This window comes from Pseudomonas sp. M47T1 (genome assembly GCF_000263855.1).
Classification (GTDB): domain Bacteria; phylum Pseudomonadota; class Gammaproteobacteria; order Pseudomonadales; family Pseudomonadaceae; genus Aquipseudomonas.
Window position 1 is genome coordinate 57,144 of record NZ_AJWX01000014.1, and the last position, 21,157, is coordinate 78,300.

Here is a 21,157-nt window from a genome sequence, read left to right on the forward strand (position 1 = left end):
AAATGCATGACGTACCAGGTAACAATTTTGCCTAGAGGCGCACATTACCCCGCGGGCCGGCAATGGCCCAGATGATCAGCCCCAGCACCGGAAGCAATAGGATAAGCAGTATCCAGAGCACCTTCATGCCCACCTCGGCGCTGCTCTTGAGCACATTGATGATCGCCCAGATATCCAGGGCCAGAATGATCAGGCCGATCAGGCCGTTGAAGGTAGAACCCATGGGTGATGCTCCGTGAAGGGGACGTCCCTTCAGCGTAGCTAACCGCTGTTTGTTGTGGGGAGCTTCTACCACCAACGGCAGTGTCAGACGTGCACGGCGATCTTCAGGGCTTCCAGCGAGGGCGCGGCGGCGATGTTCAGCGCTGCGCACAGCTCCAGCACGCGCACCACGTCCTTGCCGAACACCAGTACGCACTGGATGTCATCGTCCAGCAGTTGGCTGAAGTTGACCAACGTGTAGCCGCCGTCTTCCTTGCTCAGGCTGCTCATCTGCACCTGGATGCGGTTCAGCGCGGTCAGTGGCTCAATCTTGGCCAACTGCTTGGCCTTGAAGTTGAACGTCACATGGGTGCCGAACGAATCAGTGATCTGCCTGAACAGGTCCTGGTAGGTGTCGGCCTGGAACAGCACCGTCTCCGGCAGGCTGCCCACCACGACCCATTCGCCCAGGGCAATGGGAAAGGTGTCGTCGTAGTTGATGTCCGGGTTGGCCGCCAGGAACGCCTGGGGGTCGGCGTAGGCCTGGGCGGCTTCGTCGGCGATGCGCGCGATGTCCTGTTCCGCCAGGCAGCCCGAGCTGATCTTGGTGATGAGTTCAATCAGTTGGTCTTTCATGGGGGCGGCCTGCAGCGGATGAAAAAAAGGGCGCAAAGGATAGCCGCATTCACGCCCCAAGGGTATCAGGCGGACAATTTCGCCAGTTGCGCGGCCGTGTCCTGGGCCCCCATGGTCTGCGCGGCGGCCAGGGCCGTGGCGCCGTTGGCGTCCTTGGCGTGGGGGTCGGCGCCCTGGCCAAGCAGGTAGTCGACAATGGCCGTGCGGTTGAACATGGCCGCCATCATCAGCGCGGTACGGCCATCGCCGCCGGCGCCCTCTACGCTGGCGCCGCCTTCCACCAGCAATTTCACCACGGCCAGGTCACCCTTGAAGGCAGCACCGGCCACTGGGCTCTGGTTGTTGTCATTGCGAATTTCGGGGTCGGCCTGGTGGGCCAGCAGCACGCGTACAGCGTCCTGGTGGCCGTGGTAGGCGGCCAGCATCAGCAGGGTGTCGCCTTTGTGGTTGCGCAGGTTCACCGGCAGGCCCTTTTCCAGCAGGCGGCCGAGCATGTCGGCATCGCCACTGCGGGCCACGTCGAACACCTGGGCGGCGAATTCGGCGGCTTCGTCGGCGCTCATCTGGCGGGCTTCACGGTTGTCTGTCATGGGGGAACCTCCTGGCTGACTAATGGCGCTCAGTGTCCGGCCTGTACCGACAAGGGGTCAACAGAACCTGCCTATGGTGCCGGACGATTGAATTAATTGGCAATTCGTTGTCATAGACCATAAGGCTTTGCAAAAAGTCTTCCCCGCCTTTCGGAAATACCCGAACCCGTCGCGCAAAATGCCGTGCAGCAAATGATCATTCATGCAAATTGCACGAAAGCGAAAATTGCTTTTCGCCCGACAGCCCCGGTTTCATTGGGTTTGCCCTCTACGACAAAGCTGGCACGGGCTCTGCACTCTTTACTCCCAGGTTTGCCAACCAAAGAGCCAGGAGCTGACATGAACTTCATTCAAGAAAAATTCGCTTCCGTATTCGCCGGCTACGACGTCACCACTCAACCACGCCCCGACGGCGCGGTGTTGCTGACCCTGCGCGATAACGAAGGGAAAGTGACCAGAAGGTCTATCTCGTACGCTCAACTGCACACTGCCGAGCAACTGACCTGGGTGATCAGCGCCATCCGCCGCGACCTGGCCGGTGCCGCCAGCGAACTGCCCGCCATTAACATGCTGCAAAGCCAGAACCGCTTCGCCCTGCCGACCTATCATTCGGCCTGAGATCACACTACCTGTCGCGTTTTAGCCGCTGCCGCCAGGCTGGGCTTGCCCCGATATACGCTGGATACGTTCAGTGAACCACGGGGCCAGTGCAGCCTTCGGCAGCGCCTACACGTATGTGATTGAAGGTTTTGACGCACGCGTGATCGCCAAGTTCCCCACCCTCACGCACCAGGCCAACGGTCTGCATGCCCGCCTGCCTCGCCGCATCCAACTCTTGCACCACGTCTGACAAAAACAGCACCTGCCCCGCCGCCACGCCCATGGCCGTGCTGATAGTGCGGTAGGACTGCGCGTCGCGCTTGCCGCCCGAGGTGGTGTCGAAATAACCGCTGAACAACCCGCTCAGGTCGCCCGCCTCGCAGCAACCGAAAATCAGCTTCTGTGCCTGCACCGAGCCCGACGAATACACATACAGCGCAAGCCCGTCGCGGTGCCAGCGCGTCAGCGCCTCCACGGCATCCGGATACACGTGCCCCTTGAGCAGCCCCGCCGCATAGCCCTGGGCCCAGACCATGCCCTGCAAGGCCTTGAGCGCGGTGGCCTTGCGGTCGTCGGCCAGCCACTGCAAGAGGATGTGGATCACCCGCTCCACATCCGCATCGGGCTCGCCGCTGTCCTGGCGCACAGCGGCCAGTTGCGCGGCCACCTCGGGCTGGCTGGCGTGCTCACGCACATAGTCGGGCAAATGGCGGGCGGCAAAGGGAAACAGCACGTCGAAGACAAAACTCACCGCGCTGGTGGTGCCTTCGATATCGGTGAGGACGGCCATGATGGGCATGCGGGCTCCGGGTCAGTCGTCGAGGCGCGGGAAGCGGCTGGCAATCTCTTCCCCGGTAAACTGCGCCACCCAGCCTTCGGCGTTATTGAACAGGCGGATGGCAACAAAGTGCGGCTGCTCGCCCATGTCGAACCAGTGCGGCGTGCCGGCCGGCACCGAGATCAGGTCGTTCTTTTCGCACAGCACGGCGTACACGTAATCATCGATGTGCAGGGTAAACAACCCGCGCCCGGCCACGAAGAAACGCACCTCGTCTTCGCCATGGCGGTGCTCGTCAAGGAACTTGGCGCGCAACTGGGCCTTCTGCGGGTGGTCGCGGTCCAGGCTGATGACGTCCACGGTCAGGTAGCCGCATTCGGTCATCAACTGGTCGATCTGCACCCGGTAGGCGTCTATTACCTGCTGCTGGCTGGCGCCGGGCTGGATGGGCGCGCTGACCTGCCAGCGCTCGAAGCGCACACCGTGTTCGCCAAGGGTGGCGGCGATGTCTTCAAGGTGGGTCAGTACCTTGTTGGGAATGTCCGGGGTGGACTCGTGGTACACAGTCAGGCTACTCATCAGGCCATTCCTTCTTTTAGCGAGCGGAAACCGATCGCACTTTCAGTTCACACTCAAACAGAAACTCGAACGCTTCCACCTGGCGCAGCGCATCACTCATCTGCGCCCCCCAGGTGTACAGGCCGTGGCCGCGTATCAGGTAGCCCACGCAGTCGGGGTGCTCATCCAGCCACGGCTGCACCTGGGTAGCCAGGCGGGCGATGTCCTGGTCATTGTCGAAAACAGGCACCTGCACCACGCAATCGTGGGTAGTGATGCCGGTGAAAGCCTTTTGCAGTTCGTAGCCTTCGAACACCAGCCGATTGGCCGGGGTGAGGCGTGACAACACCGTGGCATTCACCGAATGGGTATGCAACACCGCGCCGATCCCCGGCTGCCAGCGGTACAGCTGCGTGTGCAGCAAGGTTTCGGCGGACGGCTTCTTGCCGGGTTCCAGGCTGATGCCGGCCATGTCGGTGGCCAGCACATCGTCCTCGGCCAATTGGCCCTTGTGCCTGCCCGACACCGTCAGCAGCGCCTGGTCGGCGCTAAGGCGCACGGAGTAATTACTGCTGGTGGCTGGCGACCAGCCGCGACCATACAGAAAACGCCCGGCGTCGACTATTTGCCGGGCAAGCTGTTGGCGATCAAGGCTCATGCCGGTTCCTCCTGAACACGGGTGACAATCATCACCTCGGCGGCCGGTCAGCAACCCCGGCGGCGGGCGTTACAGCTGGCCCAGCACCGGGGTAGTGACGCGCACGTCAGCGTTTTGGCCGCGGTTGCGCAGCAGGTGGTCCATGAGCACGATAGCCATCATGGCCTCGGCGATCGGCGTGGCACGAATGCCCACGCACGGGTCGTGACGGCCCTTGGTGATCACTTCCACCGGGTTGCCATGGACGTCGATGGAACGGCCTGGCGTGGTGATGCTCGAGGTTGGCTTCAAGGCCAGGTGCGCGACGATGGGCTGGCCGGAAGAGATGCCGCCCAAGATGCCGCCCGCGTTGTTGCTGAGGAAGCCTTCGGGGGTCATTTCGTCACGGTGCTCGGTGCCGCGCTGGGACACGCAGGCAAAGCCGGCGCCAATTTCCACGCCCTTGACCGCATTGATGCTCATCAGCGCGTGGGCCAGTTCGGCGTCCAGGCGGTCGAAGATCGGCTCGCCCAGGCCAGGTTTCACGCCTTCGGCGACCACGGTGATCTTGGCGCCCACCGAGTCCTGGTCACGGCGCAGCTGGTCCATGTAGGCCTCCAGCGCTGGCACCTTGTCGGGGTCGGGGCAAAAGAAGGCATTGTCTTCCACCGAATCCCAGGTCTTGAACGGAATTTCGATGGGGCCCAGCTGGCTCATGTAGCCACGGATAACGATGCCCTGGCTGGCCAGGTATTTCTTGGCAATGGCGCCGGCGGCCACGCGCATAGCGGTCTCGCGCGCCGAACTGCGGCCACCGCCACGGTAGTCGCGCTCACCAAACTTGTGGTGCAGGGTGTAATCGGCGTGGGCCGGGCGGAACAGATCCTTGATCGCCGAGTAGTCCTTGGACTTCTGGTCGGTGTTGCGGATCAGCAGGCCAATGGCGCAGCCGGTGGTGCGGCCTTCGAACACGCCGGAGAGGATCTCGACCTCGTCAGGCTCCTGGCGCTGGGTGGTGTGGCGGCTGGTGCCGGGCTTGCGCCGGTCCAGGTCGCGCTGCAGGTCTTGCAGCGACAGTTCCATGCCCGGCGGGCAGCCATCGACAATGGCGACCAACGCCGGCCCATGGCTTTCGCCAGCGGTGGTGACAGTGAACAGCTTGCCGTAGGTATTGCCGGACATGCAGGACGCTCCGCGAATTCAGCCAAAATCAAATCAGGCGGCCAGTATACGCACGCTGGTGCGTTGATTCATCCTTGGATGTGCGAACCTTCGCCCTTGGTATAAGTCCAAACGCCACCTCTCGGATACTGGCTTGATGATGCTACGCTTTGCTGCCCTCCTCGTTTTCCTTGTGTGCCCCCTGCTGCAGGCCGCCCCGGTGGTGGCCCAGCGCCCCATCGACCTGGACACCGGCACCGGCGTGCTGCACGGCTCGTTGCTGCTGCCGCTGTCGGACAAACCGGTGCCCATGGTGCTGATCATCGCCGGTTCCGGGCCTACCGACCGCAACGGCAACAACCCCGAAGGCGGTAACAACGACAGCCTGCGCAAGCTGGCGCAACTGCTGGCGCGCAACAACATCGCCAGCGTGCGCTACGACAAGCGTGGCGTGGCCAGCGGCCTGCCGCTGGCGCCGGACGAGCGCAACCTGAGCGTGGAAGGCTACGTGGCCGATGCCCAGGCCTGGGCGCGCAAACTCAAGGCCGACCCGCGGGTAGGGCCACTGATTTTGCTGGGCCACAGCGAAGGCGCGCTGATCGCCTCCCTGGCCGCGCCCCAGAGCGGCGCCAGCGCGGTGGTGTCCATTGGCGGCAGCGGTCGCCCGCTGGACGAGGTGATTCGTGAACAGCTCAAGGGCCGCCTGCCGCCGGACCTGGAGATGCGCAGCTGGCAACTGCTGGAGCGCCTCAAGGCCGGCCAGTACGACACTGATGTACCCAGCCCCTTACACGTGATCTTCCGCCCCAGCGTGCAGCCCTATCTGGTGTCGCTGTTGCGGCAGAACCCGGCGGGCGCCTTTGCCAAGGTGAAGGTGCCCGCACTGATTGTGCAGGGCCGCAACGACATCCAGGTGGGCGTGCAGGACGCCCAGGCCCTGAAGGCCGCCAAGCCCGATGCGCAACTGGTGCTGATCGACGGCATGAACCACGTGATGCGCATCGTGCCCAATGATCTCAAGGCCCAGGTAGCCTCCTACAACAACCGTGACCTGCCCCTGGCCGACGCGCTGGGGCGCGCCGTGGTGGCATTTATCAAGACGATTCACTGATCGCTGCAAATACCGCGCAAGTATCGTCGAATGCGGCCGATACGCCGATGCAGGTATCGACTTTGATACCCGCAGTGCTGCGCGAAAGAGGATCGCCGTGATGACCGATACGCAAACCCCAGAGTCACCCGAAGTGGCCGTGGAAGCTGTACAGCCGCCTGCCGCCGAACCGGTCGAGTTGCCGTGGGCGGATGTGGTGCCTGAACATTTCAAGATGCTGCGTCTGTTGCCTCTGACGGTAGACCGTGCCACCGGCGCCCGGCCGTTGCGCTTCGTGCAGTTCGGCCGCGCCGAGCGCCATGGCCGAGACTACAGCCTGCTGCGCATGGACATCCAGTTGCCGGCGCAGAAAGTGCGCAAGGACCAGAACCGCCTGGAAGTCTGGGCCAACCACCAGACCCGCACCGTCAGCTTCGGCCCCGAGTCGGGCTTGAGCATGGAACCCCTGAACCGCGGCCTGGGGCGTTTCCTCATGGCCCAGGCGGTGATCTGGGCCCAGCGCAAATGGGCCCACTACCGCGTGGAGGGCGCCGCGCTGGCGAGCAAGGACGGGCTCAATGAAGACACCCGCCTGCGCCGCGACCACACGCTCAAGACCCAGGGCTTTACCGTCAGCTACACCGACGCTCAGCACATGAAAGGCAGCTATGCCGACGTGCAGGTCGGTGAACTGATAGCCACCTGGAACGGTGACCGGGTGCAGGTGGTGGAGATTCTGGACGCGGCGAACATGCTGCAACTGGCCGAGCACAACCTGCAGGAGCAGGAAGTGAAATTGCGCCAGCAGGAAGAACGGGTCAGCAAGTTCAAGCGTGAAGACAGCGGCTTGCGCTTCACCATCACCTGCCTGGTGGCCTTCGCGGTGTTTCAGGCGGGACTGTTGATCTGGATTGCTACCCACCGGTAACGGTCCAACGCAACCCAGCAGCAGCGGAGCGTGCCCGCGAAGGCGCCCCCATGAAATGGGGGATCAGACGCGGGACGCGAACAGCGCCTGATGCTCACGGCATTGCGCCGCGCTGAGCATGAACACGCCGTGGCCGCCACGCTGGAACTCCAGCCAGTGGAAATCCACCTCCGGGTACAGCGCCTCAACGTGCACCTGGCTGTTGCCCACCTCCACAATCAGCAAACCTTTTTCGTTGAGGTGGTCGGCCGCGTCGGCCAGCATGCGCCGTACCAGGTTCAGGCCGTCGGTGCCGCAGGCCAGGCCCAGTTCCGGCTCGTGCTGGTACTCGTCGGGCATGTCGGCGAAGTCTTCGGCATCCACGTACGGCGGGTTCGACACGATCAAGTCAAAGCGCTGGCCCGGCAGGCCACCGAAGCCGTCACCCTGCACGGTGTACACGCGATCATCCACGCCGTGGCGCTCGATGTTCTGGTTGGCCACTTCCAGGGCCTCGAACGACAGGTCGGCCAGCGCCACTTCGGCGTCCGGGAACACGTCGGCACAGGCAATGCCGATGCAGCCCGAACCGGTGCACAAATCCAGAATGCGCGCCGGCGGGTTGGCCAGCCAGGGTTCGAAGCTGTTCTCGATCAGCTCGCCAATGGGCGAGCGCGGGATCAGCACGCGTTCGTCGACAATGAACGACATGCCGCAGAACCAGGCCTCATTCAGCAGGTACGGCACCGGCACGCGGTCTTCGATGCGGCGCTGCAGCAGCGCCTGGATGTGGGCGATCTCGTCTTCTTCCAGGGCGCAGTCCAGGTAGCTGTCGGCGATCTGATACGGCAGGTGCACGGCACCCAGTACCAGCAGGCGCGCTTCGTCCCAGGCATTGTCGGTACCGTGACCGAAATACAGGTCTTCCCCATGGAAACGGCTGACAGCCCAACGAATGTGGTCGCGCAGGGTGCGCAGGCGGGAAGTGATCACGGCAGACTCCTTTGAATACAGCCGCACATTCTACCAGCGAAGCCCCGCCAATGGGCGCCTTGCTGGCATTTTGCGCAAGGGCCGCACCCGGCTACCGCCCAGATTCTGCACGGCGAATGCGTGAAGCGATTCACAGAAGGGCGCAAGCAGTGGACAATGTGGCAAAAGCCCTATCCAAAGGAGCCCCCGATGTCCGATACAAAGACGATGTTCCAATTGACTGGCCGCGGCCATCCCCCTGCCGATCTCAGCCGTGCCAGCCTTGTGATCATCGATGCCCAGCGCGAATACCTCAAAGGCCCCCTGGCCCTGGTTGGCATTGACGAGGCCGTGGCCAACATAGCCCGCCTGCTCAAGGCTGCGCGCGCCGCACACCGCCCCATCGTGCACGTGCGTCACCTGGGCACCGTGGGTGGCCTGTTCGACCCCCAGGGCGACCGCGGCAAGTTCATTCCGGGGCTGGAGCCGGTGGGTGACGAGCCCATCATCGAAAAGAACATGCCCAACGCGTTCAACAACACCCCGTTGCACCAGACGCTGCAGGAAAAAGGCCCCATCGACCTGATCGTCTGCGGCTTCATGACCCACTCCAGCATCAGCACCACCGTGCGCGCCGCCAAGGACTACGGCTACCGCAGCACCCTGGTGGAAGACGCCTGCGCCACCCGCGACCTGCCCTACAAGGACGGCGTGGTACCGGCCGCCACCGTCAAGCAGGTGGGCATGGCCACCATGAACGACAACTTTGCCTGCGTGGCCCAGACCGACGACCTGGTCTAACCCGCCGCCGCGCCGATCAGGCGGCCCGTTTCGCGGCCGCCCATCCGATAAAAGCACTCATTTTCTCTAATTGCTCCGTGTGTCGGAACCCCGACGCCCCAGGCGAGTCGAAGGCCCGATATTCACTGAGGAAATCGGAATGAAGTTATCCGATGGTTTTGACGCTCGCCGCCTGCGTCCACGCGGCCAACGCAGCTGGGGCACCCGCCTGGGCCAGGCCTTTGCTGCACTGCTGGCAGCCCTGGGGGTACTGCTGGCCATGGCCGGTGCCGCCAGCCTGCTGGGCCACCCGCCCGCCCTGGGCGACTTAAACGCCAGCAAGACCGGCGCCGCCCTGTTGGTGGTGTTCGGTGTGGTGGTTCTTTACCTGGGCGTGCGCCTGTGGCGGGTGTGCCGCCTGCGCCGGCTGCGCAATCGCGAACTGAACCTGGCGCCACACCTGATGAAAAAACACGATTGACTCGCGTAAACTAGGCCTCCGTAGTGGAGGCTGACATGCAAGACGACGATTTTTCCCTGTTCGCAAGCCAAATGCACGGCGTAAAGCCGATCAAGCATGACCGCGCCGACACAGGCAAACCCAAGGCAGATCGCAAAAACCTGGCCACCCTGCGCCAGGCCGCGACCGTGCGCCAGGACGCCACCACCGTCGATGGCCTGTCCGACCAGTTCGTCATTGACGTGGGCCCCGAAGACGACCTGCACTGGGCCCGCGACGGCGTGCAGGAAAGCCAGATGCGCAAGCTCAAGGTTGGCCAGATCCCCTTCGAAGGCAGCCTGGACCTGCACGGCATGAGCGTGGAGAAGGCCCGCGAAACCCTGTGGTCGTTCCTGGCCGAGGCCGTGAAGTTCGAAATTCGCTGCGTGCGCGTCACCCACGGCAAGGCCGTGCGCCTGGACGGCAAGCGCCCCATGATCAAAAGCCACGTCAACACCTGGCTGCGACAACATGCCCACGTGCTGGGCTTTACCTCCTGCCAACCCCGCCACGGAGGCGCTGGCGCCGTGTACGTGATGCTCAAGCGCACCATGCTTGAAGGGCGTGACGAGTAAAGCTTGCGCTTGCAGCGACGCGGCCGTGGCCGTACCCTTCGCGTTTGCGAAAATTCCCACAGGTAGATCCATGTCCCTGGAACAGCACTACACCGCGATTCTCGGCAAACTCGGCGAGGACGTATCCCGCGAAGGCCTGCTCGACACCCCCAAGCGTGCCGCCAAAGCCATGCAGTACCTTTGCCGCGGTTATGAACAAACCCTGGAAGAAGTCACCAACGGTGCCCTCTTCAGCTCCGACAACAGCGAAATGGTACTGGTCAAGGACATCGAGTTGTACTCGCTGTGCGAACACCACCTGCTGCCGTTCATCGGCAAGGCCCACGTGGCCTACATTCCCAGCGGCAAGGTGTTGGGGCTGTCCAAGGTAGCGCGTATCGTCGACATGTACGCCCGTCGCCTGCAGATCCAGGAAAACCTCAGCCGCCAGATCGCCGACGCGATCCAGCAGGTCACCGGCGCCCTGGGCGTTGCCGTGGTCATCGAGGCCAAGCACATGTGCATGATGATGCGCGGCGTGGAAAAGCAGAACTCGTCCATGATCACCTCGGTGATGCTGGGCGAATTCCGTGAAAACGCCGCCACCCGCAGCGAATTCCTCAGCCTGATCAAATGATCGGAAGGTAGCCTCCATGTTGATGAAAGCTTTGCGCGTAGGCCTGGGTCAGGTCATTGTCATCGGTGACCTGCTGACGCGCGGCCCCAAGCGCAAGCGCAGTGCCGCCGCCCAGGCCGCCGTGGACAGCCAGGCCGCCAACCTCAGCCTGTATCAGTTCCACGCCTGCCCGTTCTGCGTGAAAACCCGGCGCACGCTGCACCAGCTCAACGTGCCGGTTGCCCTGCGCGACGCGAAGAACGATGAGCAGCACCGCCAGACCCTGCTGGCCGAAGGCGGCCGTATCAAGGTGCCGTGCCTGCGCATCGAGGAAAATGGCCAGACCACCTGGATGTACGAATCCAAGGCCATTATCGCCTACCTGCAGCAACGCTTCGCCTAAGCCCCTCCTACAGGTCAGCCCAGCATGGTCACATGCCCGGGCTGCGCCTCGACACGCTTGATCCATGCCTCTATGCCCGGGTACGCCGCCAGGTCGAAGCCGCCCTCATGGGCCACGTGGGTGTAGGCATACAGTGCGATGTCGGCGATCGAATACTGCTCGCCCACCAGAAACGGCGTCAGTTGCAACTGCCGCTCCATCACCCGCAGCGCCTTCTTGCCGCGCACTTGGCAGTCTTCATATTCCTTCAAGCGGTCCTGGGGCATACCCAGGTACAGCTGGATGAAACGCGCCACGGCAATGTAGGGCTCATGGCTGTACTGCTCAAAGAACTGCCATTGCAGCACCTGGGTGCGCAGGCGTGGTTCGGCGGGCAGGAACGAGGTGCCGTCGGCGAGGAAGTTGAGAATCGCGTTGGACTCCCACAGGCAGGTACCGTCCTCAAGCTCCAGCACCGGGATCTTGCCGTTGGGGTTCTTGGCCAGGAACTCGGGGGTTTGCGTGTCACCGCCCAGAATGTCGATGTCCACCCACTCGTAGGGCACGCCCAGCAGGTTCAACATCAGCTTGACCTTGTAGCAGTTGCCCGAGCGATAGTCGCCGTAAACCTTGTACATAAAGCCTCTCCTTACGCCGCTGCCTGAGCGGCCTGAGCCTGACGGATAACATGAGCCAACCGCAACACCCCTTCTTGCAGGCGGTGCGGGGCAACGTGACTGAAATTCAACCGCAGGCAACCCGGGTTGGCGTCCGGGTCCGCAAAAAACGGCTCACCCGGCATGAAGGCGACATCCTGGGCCATGGCCGCAGCCACTAAGGTGCGGGTGTCGATCGGCTGTTTCAAGGTCAGCCAGAAGAATAGGCCGCCCTGGGGCACATGCCAATCGGCCAGGTCGCCCAAATGCTGCTCAAGGGCCTGTTGCATGGCGTCCCGACGCTCACGATAGAACCCGCGCAGCTCGCCCAGGTGCTGACGGTATTTTTCCGTGCCTAGCCACTGCATGGCCTGCCACTGGCCCACACGGTTGGTGTGCAGGTCGGCGGCCTGTTTGAGCCGCAACAGGTGCGCGAACAGGTCGGGGCTGGCAATCAAGTAGCCCACCCGCAGGCCCGGCAGCAAGGTCTTGGACACGGTACCGGTGTAGACCCAGCTGGCCTTGCGCAGGCGCCCGGCAATGGGCGCGGCCATGCCACCGTCGTAGGTCAGTTCACGGTAGGGCTCATCCTCGATCAGCGTCACCCCGAATTCGTCCAGCAGCGCGGCAACCCGCGCCCGGGCCGCCTCGCTGTAACGCACGCCCGACGGGTTCTGGAAGGTGGGTATCAGGTAAACGAAGGCCGGCGCATGCTGCTCAAGGCGCGCGCGCAGTGCGTCGATGTGCGGCCCGTCAGCGCCCAGCGGCACACTCAGGCACTCGGCGCCGAACAACTGGAAGGTCTGCAGGGCGGCCAGGTAGGTGGGGCCCTCGACGATGACTTCGGTGCCTTTGTCGATGTACAGCTTGGTGGCCAGGTCCAGCGCCTGCTGCGAACCGCTCAGCACCAGCACCTGGCTGGCCTGGCAGGCGATGCCCAGCGCCCGGGCTTCGGCGGCCAACAACTCGCGCAGCGCCGGCTCGCCTTCACTGGTGCCGTACTGGCCCATGCTGGTGGGCATGCCAGCCCAGTCCAACGCCGGCAACATGGCCTCGGCAGGCAGGCCACCGGCGAACGACATGACTTCCGGGCGCTGGGCCGCGGCGAGAATTTCACGGATCAACGAACTTTTGAGGCGTGTGACACGTTCTGAGAAAGCCATGGGACCACCGCTGGCGAAGTCATCGGGAAATACGTCAAACTGCTTGACCGAAATTACGACGCCGAGCCCGGATACGTCAATATGCTTGACCTTAAAAATACCGCCACGCAACAAACCGCCATGGAAGCGTTTTTCTATGGCTACCAGGCCTTCACCGCCAAGGCCGACGAAATGCTCGCGCGCCGAGGCCTGAGCCGGGTGCACCAGCGCATCGTGTTTTTCATTGCTCGCTACCCGAACATCGGCATGAGCGAACTGCTGGAAAAGCTGGGGGTGAGCAAGCAGGCGCTGAACATGCCGCTGCGCCAGCTGGTGGAAATGCAACTGGTGACCAGCACCGCGCCGGCCAGTGACAAGCGCAAGCGCTTGCTGGGGCTCACGGCCGAGGGGGTGCGGTTTGAGGAGTCGTTGCGCAAGGAGCAGGTGAAACTGCTGCAGCGGGTGTTTGCCGAAGCGGGGGCGCCGGCGGTGGATGGGTGGTTGGCAGTGAATGCGGCGTTGGGTAACACGTTATAAACCGGGAAGGTGCTGCGGACCTTTTCGTGCACTGTATGGCCAAATGTTACGGTCGCTGTATTGCAATCATCCACGAGCGCGGGTTTAGGCTTGCACACCTGCCCTCACCCGCTCAAGGATTTGCAGCATGACCGACGCCTCCCCTGCGCACCTGCGCCCGCTGGCCGACACGTCCCCCTCCGCCGTGGTGGCCGGGTTCATCGCCATGATGACCGGCTACACCAGCTCGCTGGTGTTGATGTTCCAGGCCGGCCAGGCTGCGGGCCTCACCACTGCGCAGATTTCATCGTGGATCTGGGCGCTGTCGATCGGCATGGCGGTGTGCAGCATCGGCCTGTCCCTGCGCTACCGCACGCCCATCACCGTCGCCTGGTCAACGCCTGGGGCAGCGTTGCTGATTACCAGCCTGGGCCATGTCAACTACAGCGAGGCCATCGGCGCCTACATCACCTGCGCCGTGCTGGTGCTGATCTGCGGGCTCACCGGCAGTTTCGAGAAACTGGTCAAGCGCCTGCCCTCCTCGCTGGCTGCCGCCCTGCTGGCCGGCATCCTGTTCAAAATTGGCAGCGAGATCTTCGTCGCTGCCCAGCACCGAACCCTGCTGGTGCTGGGCATGTTCTTCACCTACCTGCTAGTTAAACGGGTATCGCCGCGTTACGCCGTGCTCTCGGCCCTGGTGCTGGGTACCCTGCTGTCCGGGTTCATGGGCCTGCTGGACTTCAGCCAGTTCCACCTGGAGGTGGCCACGCCAGTATGGACCACGCCGTCGTTCTCGCTGGCGGCCACCATCAGCATCGGCATCCCGCTGTTCGTGGTGGCCATGACCTCGCAGAACATGCCCGGTATCGCCGTGCTGCGCGCCGACGGTTACCCGGTACCGGCGTCGCCGCTGATCTCGGTCACCGGCTTCGCTTCGCTGCTGCTGGCGCCGTTCGGTTCCCACGGCATCAACCTGGCCGCCATCAGTGCTGCCATCTGCACCGGGCCGCACGCCCATGAAGACCCGAGCAAGCGCTACACCGCCGCGGTGTGGTGCGGGATTTTCTACGGCATCGCCGGCGTGTTCGGCGCCACCCTGGCGGCGCTGTTTGCCGCGTTGCCCAAGGAACTGGTGCTGTCGATTGCCGCGCTGGCGCTGTTTGGGTCGATCATCAACGGCCTGAGCATCGCCATGAACGAGCCCAAGGAGCGTGAGGCGGCGCTGATCACCTTCATGGTCACGGCGTCGGGCTTCACGTTGTTCTCGGTGGGGTCGGCGTTCTGGGGGATTGTGGCGGGGGTGTTGACGTTGTTGATCCTGAACTGGCGCAAGGGGTGAAGCATCAGGCTGCCGCAGCACGGCTGCGATAGCCTTACTTAGGCTCTGTACGAAATGGGTGGCGTGCGTGGTATACCGTGGGAGCTGGCTTGCCAGCGAGCTTTTGAGGCCCGAAAAGCTCGCTGGCAAACCAGCTCCCACACTAGCGCTACACCGTATAAGCCTCAATCACTAGTCTGCCTTTCTCGTCCCAAAAGTTGATGAGAAGACGCTGGTAACTCGGGGTACTGATGATGGCCGGGAAGGTCGTAAGGATCGGAAGGTATGCTCCATTTCTTACCAGAATGACATAACCTTCATTACCGAACGCCCGATCCAGTTTGCCGTCAGGCGTATAGCGCGAGATAAGCGTACCCGTATCCCGCGACCCCACGGCTATAATGAAAGTATCGCTACCCGTTTGCACAACACATTGATTGATATAGGCCCCCTCAGCATCCGGGTCCACGATCACGGCCTTACCATCATTAAAATACCTATCGTATTGACCGTCCTCATCCAACCCGATAACTATACCAGCCCATGTTCGCGGATCCTCCCGAAACTTCGTACCTGTTGCTAGATAATGGGGAGCGGCTCCCGTCGTTCCGGAGGACACAATTCTCAGCAAAGGCCAAACCTTATCATCGGCAACTTCGGACTTGGCCGAAAATGGGAAACATTCGCCATCAACGCCAATCGAACTGACGCGCTCGGGCACCGGTGGAAACAGAAATAACCCCTCCACACCAAATGATCGGTCGATGGAGCCATCCGCCTCGAAGCGCGCCATGTAATTCTTATCGCTCGTTGCGTTGGGCGGCGTATCATAATTGGCGCTTACGATAATTTTTTGCCCGTCTGCATGAAGGCCGTAGAGCCGGCTGAACAGTGCGCCAGGCTGCTCTACCACGATAACTTTGTAGCCTCTACCGTCCCAGGACCGATCCAATGCGCCATCGGCCGTCAACCGCACGACAATGGGGTGGTAAGCGCCATCAGGATAATACAGACCGGCAGCAAGCAGAATTTTTCCATCGTCAGCCATTGCTGACATTACATTAAAGTGCAACTCAGCTTTGGTTTCCCCCACGATGTCTTCAAGCTGGAACAGGCACACCCCATTGTTTCCAAAGCTCTTGTCCAGTTGACCTTGCAACGTTAGCCGTGCAGCGGCGAACGCGACACCCTTGTTATATCCTTCTTTGCCGGACACCAGCAGATGATCGCCTTGCTTGAAAAGTGTTGCGTAATTAGCCTCATTTGTACCCGGGGCAAAATTGCCAACTAACACCCCCCCCACACCGAAGCGGGTATCGAGAACACCATCGCCGGAAAATTTGGCAATTACGTACTCCGTCGCAATGACGTCCCCGCTTTCATTTCGATGGACAGACGTTCCTGCAACAAAAAACGTTCCCTCCGGACCTGCCAACACGCTGGTAACTCCGCCTGAAAATGCATCCGGCAAATTCAACCGACCCAGATGGCCAAATGCAGGATCGAGTTGCCCCGCGTTAATATTGCCTGTTGTGCTCATCTCGGTGTCTCCAGTAATGAGCACCTATTGGAGGGCCGTGGATAGCTTTCTACAACTGGCAACTCTGACAGTGGTGAAACTGACACCCGAGCACGAGAATGTGAATTACAAACGAAAATGCCCCACCATCCCCCGCAACTCGGTGCCCAACTGCGCCAACTCAATGCTGGAAGCCGCATTGCCACGCATGGCCACCGCCGACTGATCGGCGCTGGCGCGGATGCTGGTGACGCTGCGGTTGATCTCCTCGGCCACCGAGCTTTGCTGCTCGGCCGCCGCGGCAATCTGCTGGTTCATTTGCTGAATCTGCGACACCGCGCTGGCAATGCTGCCCAGGGCGCTTTCGGTCTGCAACGCATCAGTAACCGCCAGTTTGACCAGTTCCCCACTGTTCTGGATTTGCGCCACCGACGCCTCGGCACTGGCCCGCAGGGTGCTGACCAGCCGTTCGATCTCGGCGGTGGACTGCTGGGTGCGCTTGGCCAGCGCCCGCACCTCGTCAGCCACCACGGCAAAGCCGCGGCCCTGCTCACCGGCCCGCGCGGCTTCGATGGCGGCGTTGAGTGCCAGCAGGTTGGTCTGTTCGGCTACGCTCTTGATCACCGCCACCACGCTGTTGATGTTCTGGATTTCGTCGCTCAGCCGCACGATGCTCTGGCTGGCCGAGTCGGCGGCGCCGGCCAGTTGCTCGATGCGTTGCATGCTCTGGCGCACCACTTGCTGACCACTGTCCACCTTGGTGTCGGCCGACTGGGCGGCCAATGCCGCCTGCTCGGCGTTGCGCGCCACGTCATGTACCGTAGCGGTCATCTGGTTCATGGCCGTGGCCACCTGTTCAGTTTCCTGTTGCTGGCTGCTGACTTCCAGGTTGGTTTGCTCGGTGACCGCCGACAATGAATGCGCCGACGTGGATAACTGTTCGATGCCGGCCTGCAAGCCGCTGACAATGCCGCTCAGCCCGGCACCCATCTGCTGCATGGCCGTCAGAAGCTGGCCAATCTCGTCGCGGCGGTCCACCTCGATGCTGCCGCTGAGGTCGCCGGCGGCAATCTGCTGGGCCCGGCCAATCACTCGGCGCAGGGGCTGCACAACCAAACGGGTGATGCCCCAGGCCGCGAGAATGCCCACCAGCAAGGCCAACAACGACGAGCCCATGATCAGCACGGCGTTTTTCTTCAGTTCGGCCTGCATGGCTTGATCCTGGGCCGCTGCGGCCTGGTCGACACGGCTCACCACCTCGTCGGCGCGCGCCTTGAGCTGGGCATACACCTGTTTCTCCTTCACCAGCAGGTCGGTGTATTCACCCAGCTTGTCGCTGAAACTGGCAATGTGATCGCTCACTTCATTGAGCACCGTCTGGTACCCGGCGTCCTGCACTTCGGTCTTCAGGGCATTGGCCTGCTTGAGGGCATCGGCGGCCTGTTCGATCTTGCCGGCGCTGCCGTCGTCTTCCACGCCTTTGCGGCTCTGGTCCAGGCGCACGCGGGCCACGTCCATGGCCTGCAGCATCAGGCGGGCCACCTGGGCCACCTCGTTGGCCTGGGTGATGAACTCGCTGCCCTTCTCGCCCTTGGAGTCCTTGAGCGCGTAGGTGCCGTCGTCCGACAGCCCGGCCTGCAACACGTCCAGGTTGTTGGCCACGGTGCTCACCGACCAGCTGGCCATGTCCAGCGCCAGGTCCTTGGCCTGGCTGATTTCCACGAACTGATCGAAGGCCTTGCGGTACGCCGTCAGGGCCTGCTGCACGCCTTCGACGGCCCCGGCCTGGGCGGCCAGGGCATCGACCCCCTTGCGCAGTTGGTCGGCGGTCTTGGGGTCGCAGTGCAGGGCGAAATCCTGTTCCAGCAAACGCACCCGCAGCAGGCTGCTGTTGAGGGCCGACATGTGCTTGAGGGTGTCGAAACGATGGCTGATGCTGGTCAGCGACCACACGCCTATCACGGCCACCAGCACGGTCAACGACAGCACCAGGGCGAACCCCAGGCCCATCTTTTTCGCCATGCCCAGGTTGGCAAAACGTCCACTGCTGGCCGATTTCATTGCGTGCGCTCCCAAGGTCGATACCCGGAGAGTGGCAATGGCGGGGGGTGAGGCACAAGATCCTGACGTCGGAATAATGGCAAAAAGCTATACCGATGTCGCAATCAGCAATGCCAACGCCGGTTTACCCTGCCTACCCTGCCTGCTACAGGACGATAGTTAATGGCTAGATGGCAGTAGCGCCGCCGTCTACCAGCAGGGAGTGGCCCGTGGTGAACGCTGCGCCATCGCTGCACAGGTACAGCACCGCACTGGCCACTTCCTCCACCTTGCCCACGCGCCCTACCGGGTGCATGGCCGCGGCGAATTCGCCCTTGCGCGGGTCGGCTTCATAAGCGCGGCGGAACATGTCGGTATCGATCACCGCCGGGCACACGGCGTTCACGCGGATGTGCTTCTTGGCGTATTCGATGGCCGCCGACTGCGTGAGGCCGATCACCGCGTGCTTGGACGCCGCGTAAATGCTCATCTTCGGCGCTGCGCCCACGCCCGCCACCGACGCGGTGTTGACGATGGCACCGCCGCCCTGGGCCAGCATCACCGGTAACTGGTGCTTCATGCACAGCCACACGCCCTTGACGTTCACGCCCATGATGGCGTCGAACTGCGCTTCGGTGCCTTCGGCCAGCTTGCTGTTCTCAATCTCGATGCCGGCGTTGTTGAACGCATAATCAACACGGCCGTAACAGGCTACCGCCTGGGCCATCATGGCGTGTACCTGGGCTTCCACGGTCACGTCGCAGCGCAGGAACTGCGCCTGCCCACCGGCATCGTGAATCTGCGCCACGGTGCCTTCGCCGCCACTGGCGTCCAGGTCCACCACAATCACCTTCAGGCCCTCGGCGGCGAACGCCAATGCCGTGGCGCGGCCAATGCCCGCCCCGCCGCCGGTCACCAGTGCCACTTGTCCGGAAAATACCAAGCCCATGCGTTGAACCCCTGCGCGAAAAAAGTGATACCCGCAGCTTAGCTAAAGCGGCTCGCGCCCACGCATCACTATAGGCACCCTGTATCGCGCCGTATTCGGCGCAGCCGTTACGCTTGCATGCGCCCACGTAGAGGCCTATCAACAGTCCACTGTCACCCCTTGCGAGTAACTGCCATGACCGACACCAACCGCCAATTCCTGCTGGCCCGCCGGCCCAACGGCGCGGCCAGCCGCGACGACTTCACCTTCCAGAGCGTGCCCCTGCCCGAGCTGGGCGATGGCCAAATCCGAGTGCACAACCAATACCTGTCCCTGGACCCGGCCATGCGCGGCTGGATGAACGAGGGCAAGTCCTACATTCCACCGGTGGGCCTGGGTGAAGTGATGCGTGCGCTGGGCGTGGGCAAGGTGGTGGAATCGAAAAACCCCGGCTTCGCCGTGGGCGACTACGTCAACGGCGCCGTAGGCGTGCAGGACTTCTTCCAGGGCGAGCCCAAGGGCTTCTACAAGATCGACCCGACACTGGCGCCCCTGCCTTTGTACCTGTCTGCCCTGGGCATGACCGGCATGACTGCCTATTTCGCCTTGCTGGACACCGGCGCGCCGAAGGCCGGTGACACCGTGGTGATCTCCGGTGCGGCTGGCGCGGTGGGCAGCGTGGCCGGGCAAATAGCCAAGATCAAGGGCTGCCGGGTAATCGGCATTGCCGGCGGCAAGGACAAATGTCAGTTGCTGGTGGACGAGCTGGGCTTTGACGGCGTGATCGACTACAAAAACGAAGACGTGATGGCGGGCCTCAAGCGCGAATGCCCCAAAGGCGTGGACGTGTATTTCGACAACGTGGGCGGCGATATCCTCGACGCCGTGCTCAGCCGCCTGGCGCCCCATGCGCGCGTGGTGATTTGCGGGGCCATCAGCCAATACAACAGCAAGACGGGCATAAAAGGCCCGGCCAACTACCTGTCACTGCTGGTGAACCGCGCGCGCATGGAAGGTTTCGTGGTGATGGACCACGCCGCCAACTTCGCCGCGGCCGGGCAGGAAATCGCCGGCTGGTTGGCCAAGGGGCAACTCAAGAGCAAGGAGCACGTGGTGGAAGGGCTGGAAACGTTTCCGGAGACGCTGCAGAAGCTGTTCAGCGGGGAGAATGTCGGCAAGTTAGTGCTAAAAGTCTAACCGTGTAGCCGCTGGCAGGTCGCGACCCTGTGGGAGCGGGTTCTACCCGCGAAAAGACCACTGCGTAATCTCTGACGCCACGCGATAGCCTTTTCGTGGGCAGAGCCCACTCCCACAGAAGACCGTTCCGGCCGTGCAGTGGGAATCAGGCGTTGAGTTGTGCCACAACGTCAGCCAGCGCCTGGGCCGGGTCTTTCGCCTGGCTGATCGGGCGGCCGATCACCAGGTAGTCGGAACCGGCATCCAGGGCCTGGCGTGGGGTGAGGATACGGCGCTGGTCGTCCTGGGCGCTGCCGGCCGGGCGGATACCCGGGGTCACCAGTTGCAGCGACGGGTGCGCCGCCTTCAGCGCCTGCGCTTCCAGGGCCGAACACACCAAGCCATCCATGCCGGCCTTGGCGGCCAGGCCGGCCAGGCGCAGCACTTGCTCTTGGGGCTCGATGTCCAGGCCAATGGCGGCCAGGTCTTCGCGCTCCATGCTGGTCAGCACGGTCACGCCAATCAGCAGCGGCTTGGCACCGGTGCGCTGGTCCAGCACCTCACGGCAAGCCGCCATCATGCGCAGGCCGCCCGAGCAGTGCACGTTCACCATCCACACGCCCATCTCGGCCGCCGCTTTCACCGCCATGGCGGTGGTGTTGGGGATGTCGTGGAATTTCAGGTCCAGGAACACTTCGAAGCCCTTGTCATTCAGGGTTTCGACGATGCCCGACGCGCTGCTGGTGAACAGCTCCTTGCCTACCTTGACGCGGCACAGTTTGGGGTCCAACTGGTCGGCCAGTTTCAGGGCGGCGTCGCGGGTAGGGAAATCCAGGGCGACGATGATAGGAGTCTGGCAAGCGGACATGGGCGGGCTCTCAGGGGGCAAGTCGAAATCGGC

Annotated in this window: 25 protein-coding genes and 1 pseudogene; 11 read left to right on the plus strand and 15 right to left on the minus strand. The window is 62.8% G+C overall.

Going from position 1 to position 21,157, the window contains the following annotated elements:
• Nucleotides 1-31: 31 nt before the first annotated feature.
• The 3 genes from PMM47T1_RS15760 to PMM47T1_RS15770 all read right to left on the minus strand — a co-directional run bounded on the left by PMM47T1_RS15760 (nt 32) and on the right by PMM47T1_RS15770 (nt 1,427).
• Nucleotides 32-223, minus strand: a complete 192-nt coding sequence (locus PMM47T1_RS15760) for a PLDc N-terminal domain-containing protein (RefSeq protein WP_008370574.1) — start codon at nt 221-223, stop codon at nt 32-34.
• Nucleotides 224-306: 83 nt separating this feature from the next.
• Complete coding sequence (locus PMM47T1_RS15765; protein ID WP_008370576.1) at nt 307-837, minus strand: hypothetical protein; 531 nt, start codon at nt 835-837, stop codon at nt 307-309.
• Nucleotides 838-902: 65 nt separating this feature from the next.
• The gene (locus PMM47T1_RS15770) at nt 903-1,427 is read right to left on the minus strand and encodes an ankyrin repeat domain-containing protein (RefSeq protein WP_008370578.1); all 525 of its coding nucleotides are present in this window, start codon (nt 1,425-1,427) and stop codon (nt 903-905) included.
• 339 nt (nt 1,428-1,766) lie between these two features.
• Between PMM47T1_RS15770 and PMM47T1_RS15775 the strand changes: the two genes are divergently transcribed.
• On the plus strand, nt 1,767-2,045 hold the full coding sequence (locus tag PMM47T1_RS15775) for a DUF3509 domain-containing protein (RefSeq protein ID WP_008370581.1): 279 nt from the start codon (nt 1,767-1,769) through the stop codon (nt 2,043-2,045).
• Between the two features lie 70 nt (nt 2,046-2,115).
• On the opposite strand, the gene mtnC is transcribed toward PMM47T1_RS15775, so the two are convergent.
• The 4 genes from mtnC to aroC all read right to left on the minus strand — a co-directional run bounded on the left by mtnC (nt 2,116) and on the right by aroC (nt 5,182).
• Nucleotides 2,116-2,826 (minus strand): acireductone synthase, encoded by a 711-nt coding sequence (gene mtnC, locus PMM47T1_RS15780; RefSeq protein ID WP_008370583.1) that lies wholly within the window; start codon nt 2,824-2,826, stop codon nt 2,116-2,118.
• 12 nt (nt 2,827-2,838) lie between these two features.
• Nucleotides 2,839-3,384 carry a 1,2-dihydroxy-3-keto-5-methylthiopentene dioxygenase gene (locus tag PMM47T1_RS15785; RefSeq protein WP_008370591.1) on the minus strand — a complete coding sequence of 182 codons (546 nt, stop codon included), beginning with the start codon at nt 3,382-3,384 and terminating at the stop codon, nt 2,839-2,841.
• A 16-nt stretch (nt 3,385-3,400) separates the two neighbouring features.
• A complete protein-coding gene (locus PMM47T1_RS15790) occupies nt 3,401-4,021 on the minus strand; it encodes a methylthioribulose 1-phosphate dehydratase (RefSeq protein WP_008370593.1) in 621 nt (206 codons plus the stop codon).
• A 69-nt stretch (nt 4,022-4,090) separates the two neighbouring features.
• Complete coding sequence (gene aroC / locus PMM47T1_RS15795) at nt 4,091-5,182, minus strand: chorismate synthase (protein WP_008370595.1); 1,092 nt, start codon at nt 5,180-5,182, stop codon at nt 4,091-4,093.
• 136 nt (nt 5,183-5,318) lie between these two features.
• On the opposite strand from aroC, the gene PMM47T1_RS15800 reads away from it, so the two are divergent.
• Both PMM47T1_RS15800 and PMM47T1_RS15805 read left to right on the plus strand, forming a co-directional pair.
• Nucleotides 5,319-6,272, plus strand: coding sequence for an alpha/beta hydrolase family protein (locus PMM47T1_RS15800; protein ID WP_008370598.1), 954 nt, complete (start codon nt 5,319-5,321; stop codon nt 6,270-6,272).
• Nucleotides 6,273-6,372: 100 nt separating this feature from the next.
• A complete protein-coding gene (locus PMM47T1_RS15805; protein ID WP_008370605.1) occupies nt 6,373-7,179 on the plus strand; it encodes a hypothetical protein in 807 nt (268 codons plus the stop codon).
• Between the two features lie 63 nt (nt 7,180-7,242).
• Here PMM47T1_RS15805 and prmB read toward each other — a convergent pair whose 3' ends face one another.
• Nucleotides 7,243-8,151, minus strand: coding sequence for a 50S ribosomal protein L3 N(5)-glutamine methyltransferase (gene prmB / locus PMM47T1_RS15810; RefSeq protein WP_008370607.1), 909 nt, complete (start codon nt 8,149-8,151; stop codon nt 7,243-7,245).
• A gap of 189 nt (nt 8,152-8,340) precedes the next feature.
• On the opposite strand from prmB, the gene PMM47T1_RS15815 reads away from it, so the two are divergent.
• The 5 genes from PMM47T1_RS15815 to PMM47T1_RS15835 all read left to right on the plus strand — a co-directional run bounded on the left by PMM47T1_RS15815 (nt 8,341) and on the right by PMM47T1_RS15835 (nt 10,982).
• Nucleotides 8,341-8,931 carry a cysteine hydrolase family protein gene (locus PMM47T1_RS15815; protein ID WP_008370609.1) on the plus strand — a complete coding sequence of 197 codons (591 nt, stop codon included), beginning with the start codon at nt 8,341-8,343 and terminating at the stop codon, nt 8,929-8,931.
• A 139-nt stretch (nt 8,932-9,070) separates the two neighbouring features.
• Nucleotides 9,071-9,391: a hypothetical protein gene (locus tag PMM47T1_RS15820; RefSeq protein WP_008370611.1), complete on the plus strand. Its 321-nt coding sequence runs from the start codon at nt 9,071-9,073 to the stop codon at nt 9,389-9,391.
• A 35-nt stretch (nt 9,392-9,426) separates the two neighbouring features.
• Complete coding sequence (locus PMM47T1_RS15825; protein WP_008370612.1) at nt 9,427-9,984, plus strand: Smr/MutS family protein; 558 nt, start codon at nt 9,427-9,429, stop codon at nt 9,982-9,984.
• A 70-nt stretch (nt 9,985-10,054) separates the two neighbouring features.
• The gene (gene folE, locus PMM47T1_RS15830) at nt 10,055-10,600 is read left to right on the plus strand and encodes a GTP cyclohydrolase I FolE (RefSeq protein ID WP_008370613.1); all 546 of its coding nucleotides are present in this window, start codon (nt 10,055-10,057) and stop codon (nt 10,598-10,600) included.
• 16 nt (nt 10,601-10,616) lie between these two features.
• Nucleotides 10,617-10,982 (plus strand): glutathione S-transferase N-terminal domain-containing protein, encoded by a 366-nt coding sequence (locus PMM47T1_RS15835; RefSeq protein ID WP_008370614.1) that lies wholly within the window; start codon nt 10,617-10,619, stop codon nt 10,980-10,982.
• A 14-nt stretch (nt 10,983-10,996) separates the two neighbouring features.
• On the opposite strand, the gene PMM47T1_RS15840 is transcribed toward PMM47T1_RS15835, so the two are convergent.
• Entirely contained in the window at nt 10,997-11,599 is a 603-nt protein-coding gene (locus PMM47T1_RS15840; RefSeq protein ID WP_008370616.1) for a glutathione S-transferase family protein, read from the minus strand.
• 11 nt (nt 11,600-11,610) lie between these two features.
• Nucleotides 11,611-12,780, minus strand: a complete 1,170-nt coding sequence (locus tag PMM47T1_RS15845; RefSeq protein ID WP_008370618.1) for an aminotransferase-like domain-containing protein — start codon at nt 12,778-12,780, stop codon at nt 11,611-11,613.
• Nucleotides 12,781-12,861: 81 nt separating this feature from the next.
• On the opposite strand from PMM47T1_RS15845, the gene PMM47T1_RS15850 reads away from it, so the two are divergent.
• Nucleotides 12,862-13,296 (plus strand): MarR family winged helix-turn-helix transcriptional regulator, encoded by a 435-nt coding sequence (locus PMM47T1_RS15850; RefSeq protein WP_043301142.1) that lies wholly within the window; start codon nt 12,862-12,864, stop codon nt 13,294-13,296.
• Between the two features lie 127 nt (nt 13,297-13,423).
• Entirely contained in the window at nt 13,424-14,614 is a 1,191-nt protein-coding gene (locus tag PMM47T1_RS15855) for a benzoate/H(+) symporter BenE family transporter (RefSeq protein WP_008370622.1), read from the plus strand.
• A 148-nt stretch (nt 14,615-14,762) separates the two neighbouring features.
• Here the strand turns inward: PMM47T1_RS15855 and PMM47T1_RS15860 are convergent, their stop codons facing one another.
• The 4 genes and pseudogenes from PMM47T1_RS15860 to PMM47T1_RS15870 form a co-directional block, all read right to left on the minus strand.
• Nucleotides 14,763-16,133, minus strand: coding sequence for a delta-60 repeat domain-containing protein (locus PMM47T1_RS15860; protein ID WP_008370624.1), 1,371 nt, complete (start codon nt 16,131-16,133; stop codon nt 14,763-14,765).
• Nucleotides 16,134-16,238: 105 nt separating this feature from the next.
• Entirely contained in the window at nt 16,239-17,111 is an 873-nt protein-coding gene (locus PMM47T1_RS30895; protein ID WP_443216099.1) for a methyl-accepting chemotaxis protein, read from the minus strand.
• Nucleotides 17,100-18,173, minus strand: a pseudogene (locus tag PMM47T1_RS30900) (HAMP domain-containing protein); the annotation flags it as partial. The pseudogene PMM47T1_RS30900 and the gene PMM47T1_RS30895, both read right to left, overlap by 12 nt.
• Before the next feature lie 166 nt (nt 18,174-18,339).
• A complete protein-coding gene (locus tag PMM47T1_RS15870) occupies nt 18,340-19,101 on the minus strand; it encodes an SDR family oxidoreductase (RefSeq protein ID WP_008370627.1) in 762 nt (253 codons plus the stop codon).
• A 174-nt stretch (nt 19,102-19,275) separates the two neighbouring features.
• Between PMM47T1_RS15870 and PMM47T1_RS15875 the strand changes: the two genes are divergently transcribed.
• Nucleotides 19,276-20,277: an NADP-dependent oxidoreductase gene (locus PMM47T1_RS15875; RefSeq protein WP_008370628.1), complete on the plus strand. Its 1,002-nt coding sequence runs from the start codon at nt 19,276-19,278 to the stop codon at nt 20,275-20,277.
• Between the two features lie 145 nt (nt 20,278-20,422).
• Here PMM47T1_RS15875 and pyrF read toward each other — a convergent pair whose 3' ends face one another.
• Nucleotides 20,423-21,124, minus strand: a complete 702-nt coding sequence (pyrF, locus tag PMM47T1_RS15880; RefSeq protein WP_008370629.1) for an orotidine-5'-phosphate decarboxylase — start codon at nt 21,122-21,124, stop codon at nt 20,423-20,425.
• Between the last annotated feature and the right edge of the window lie 33 nt (nt 21,125-21,157).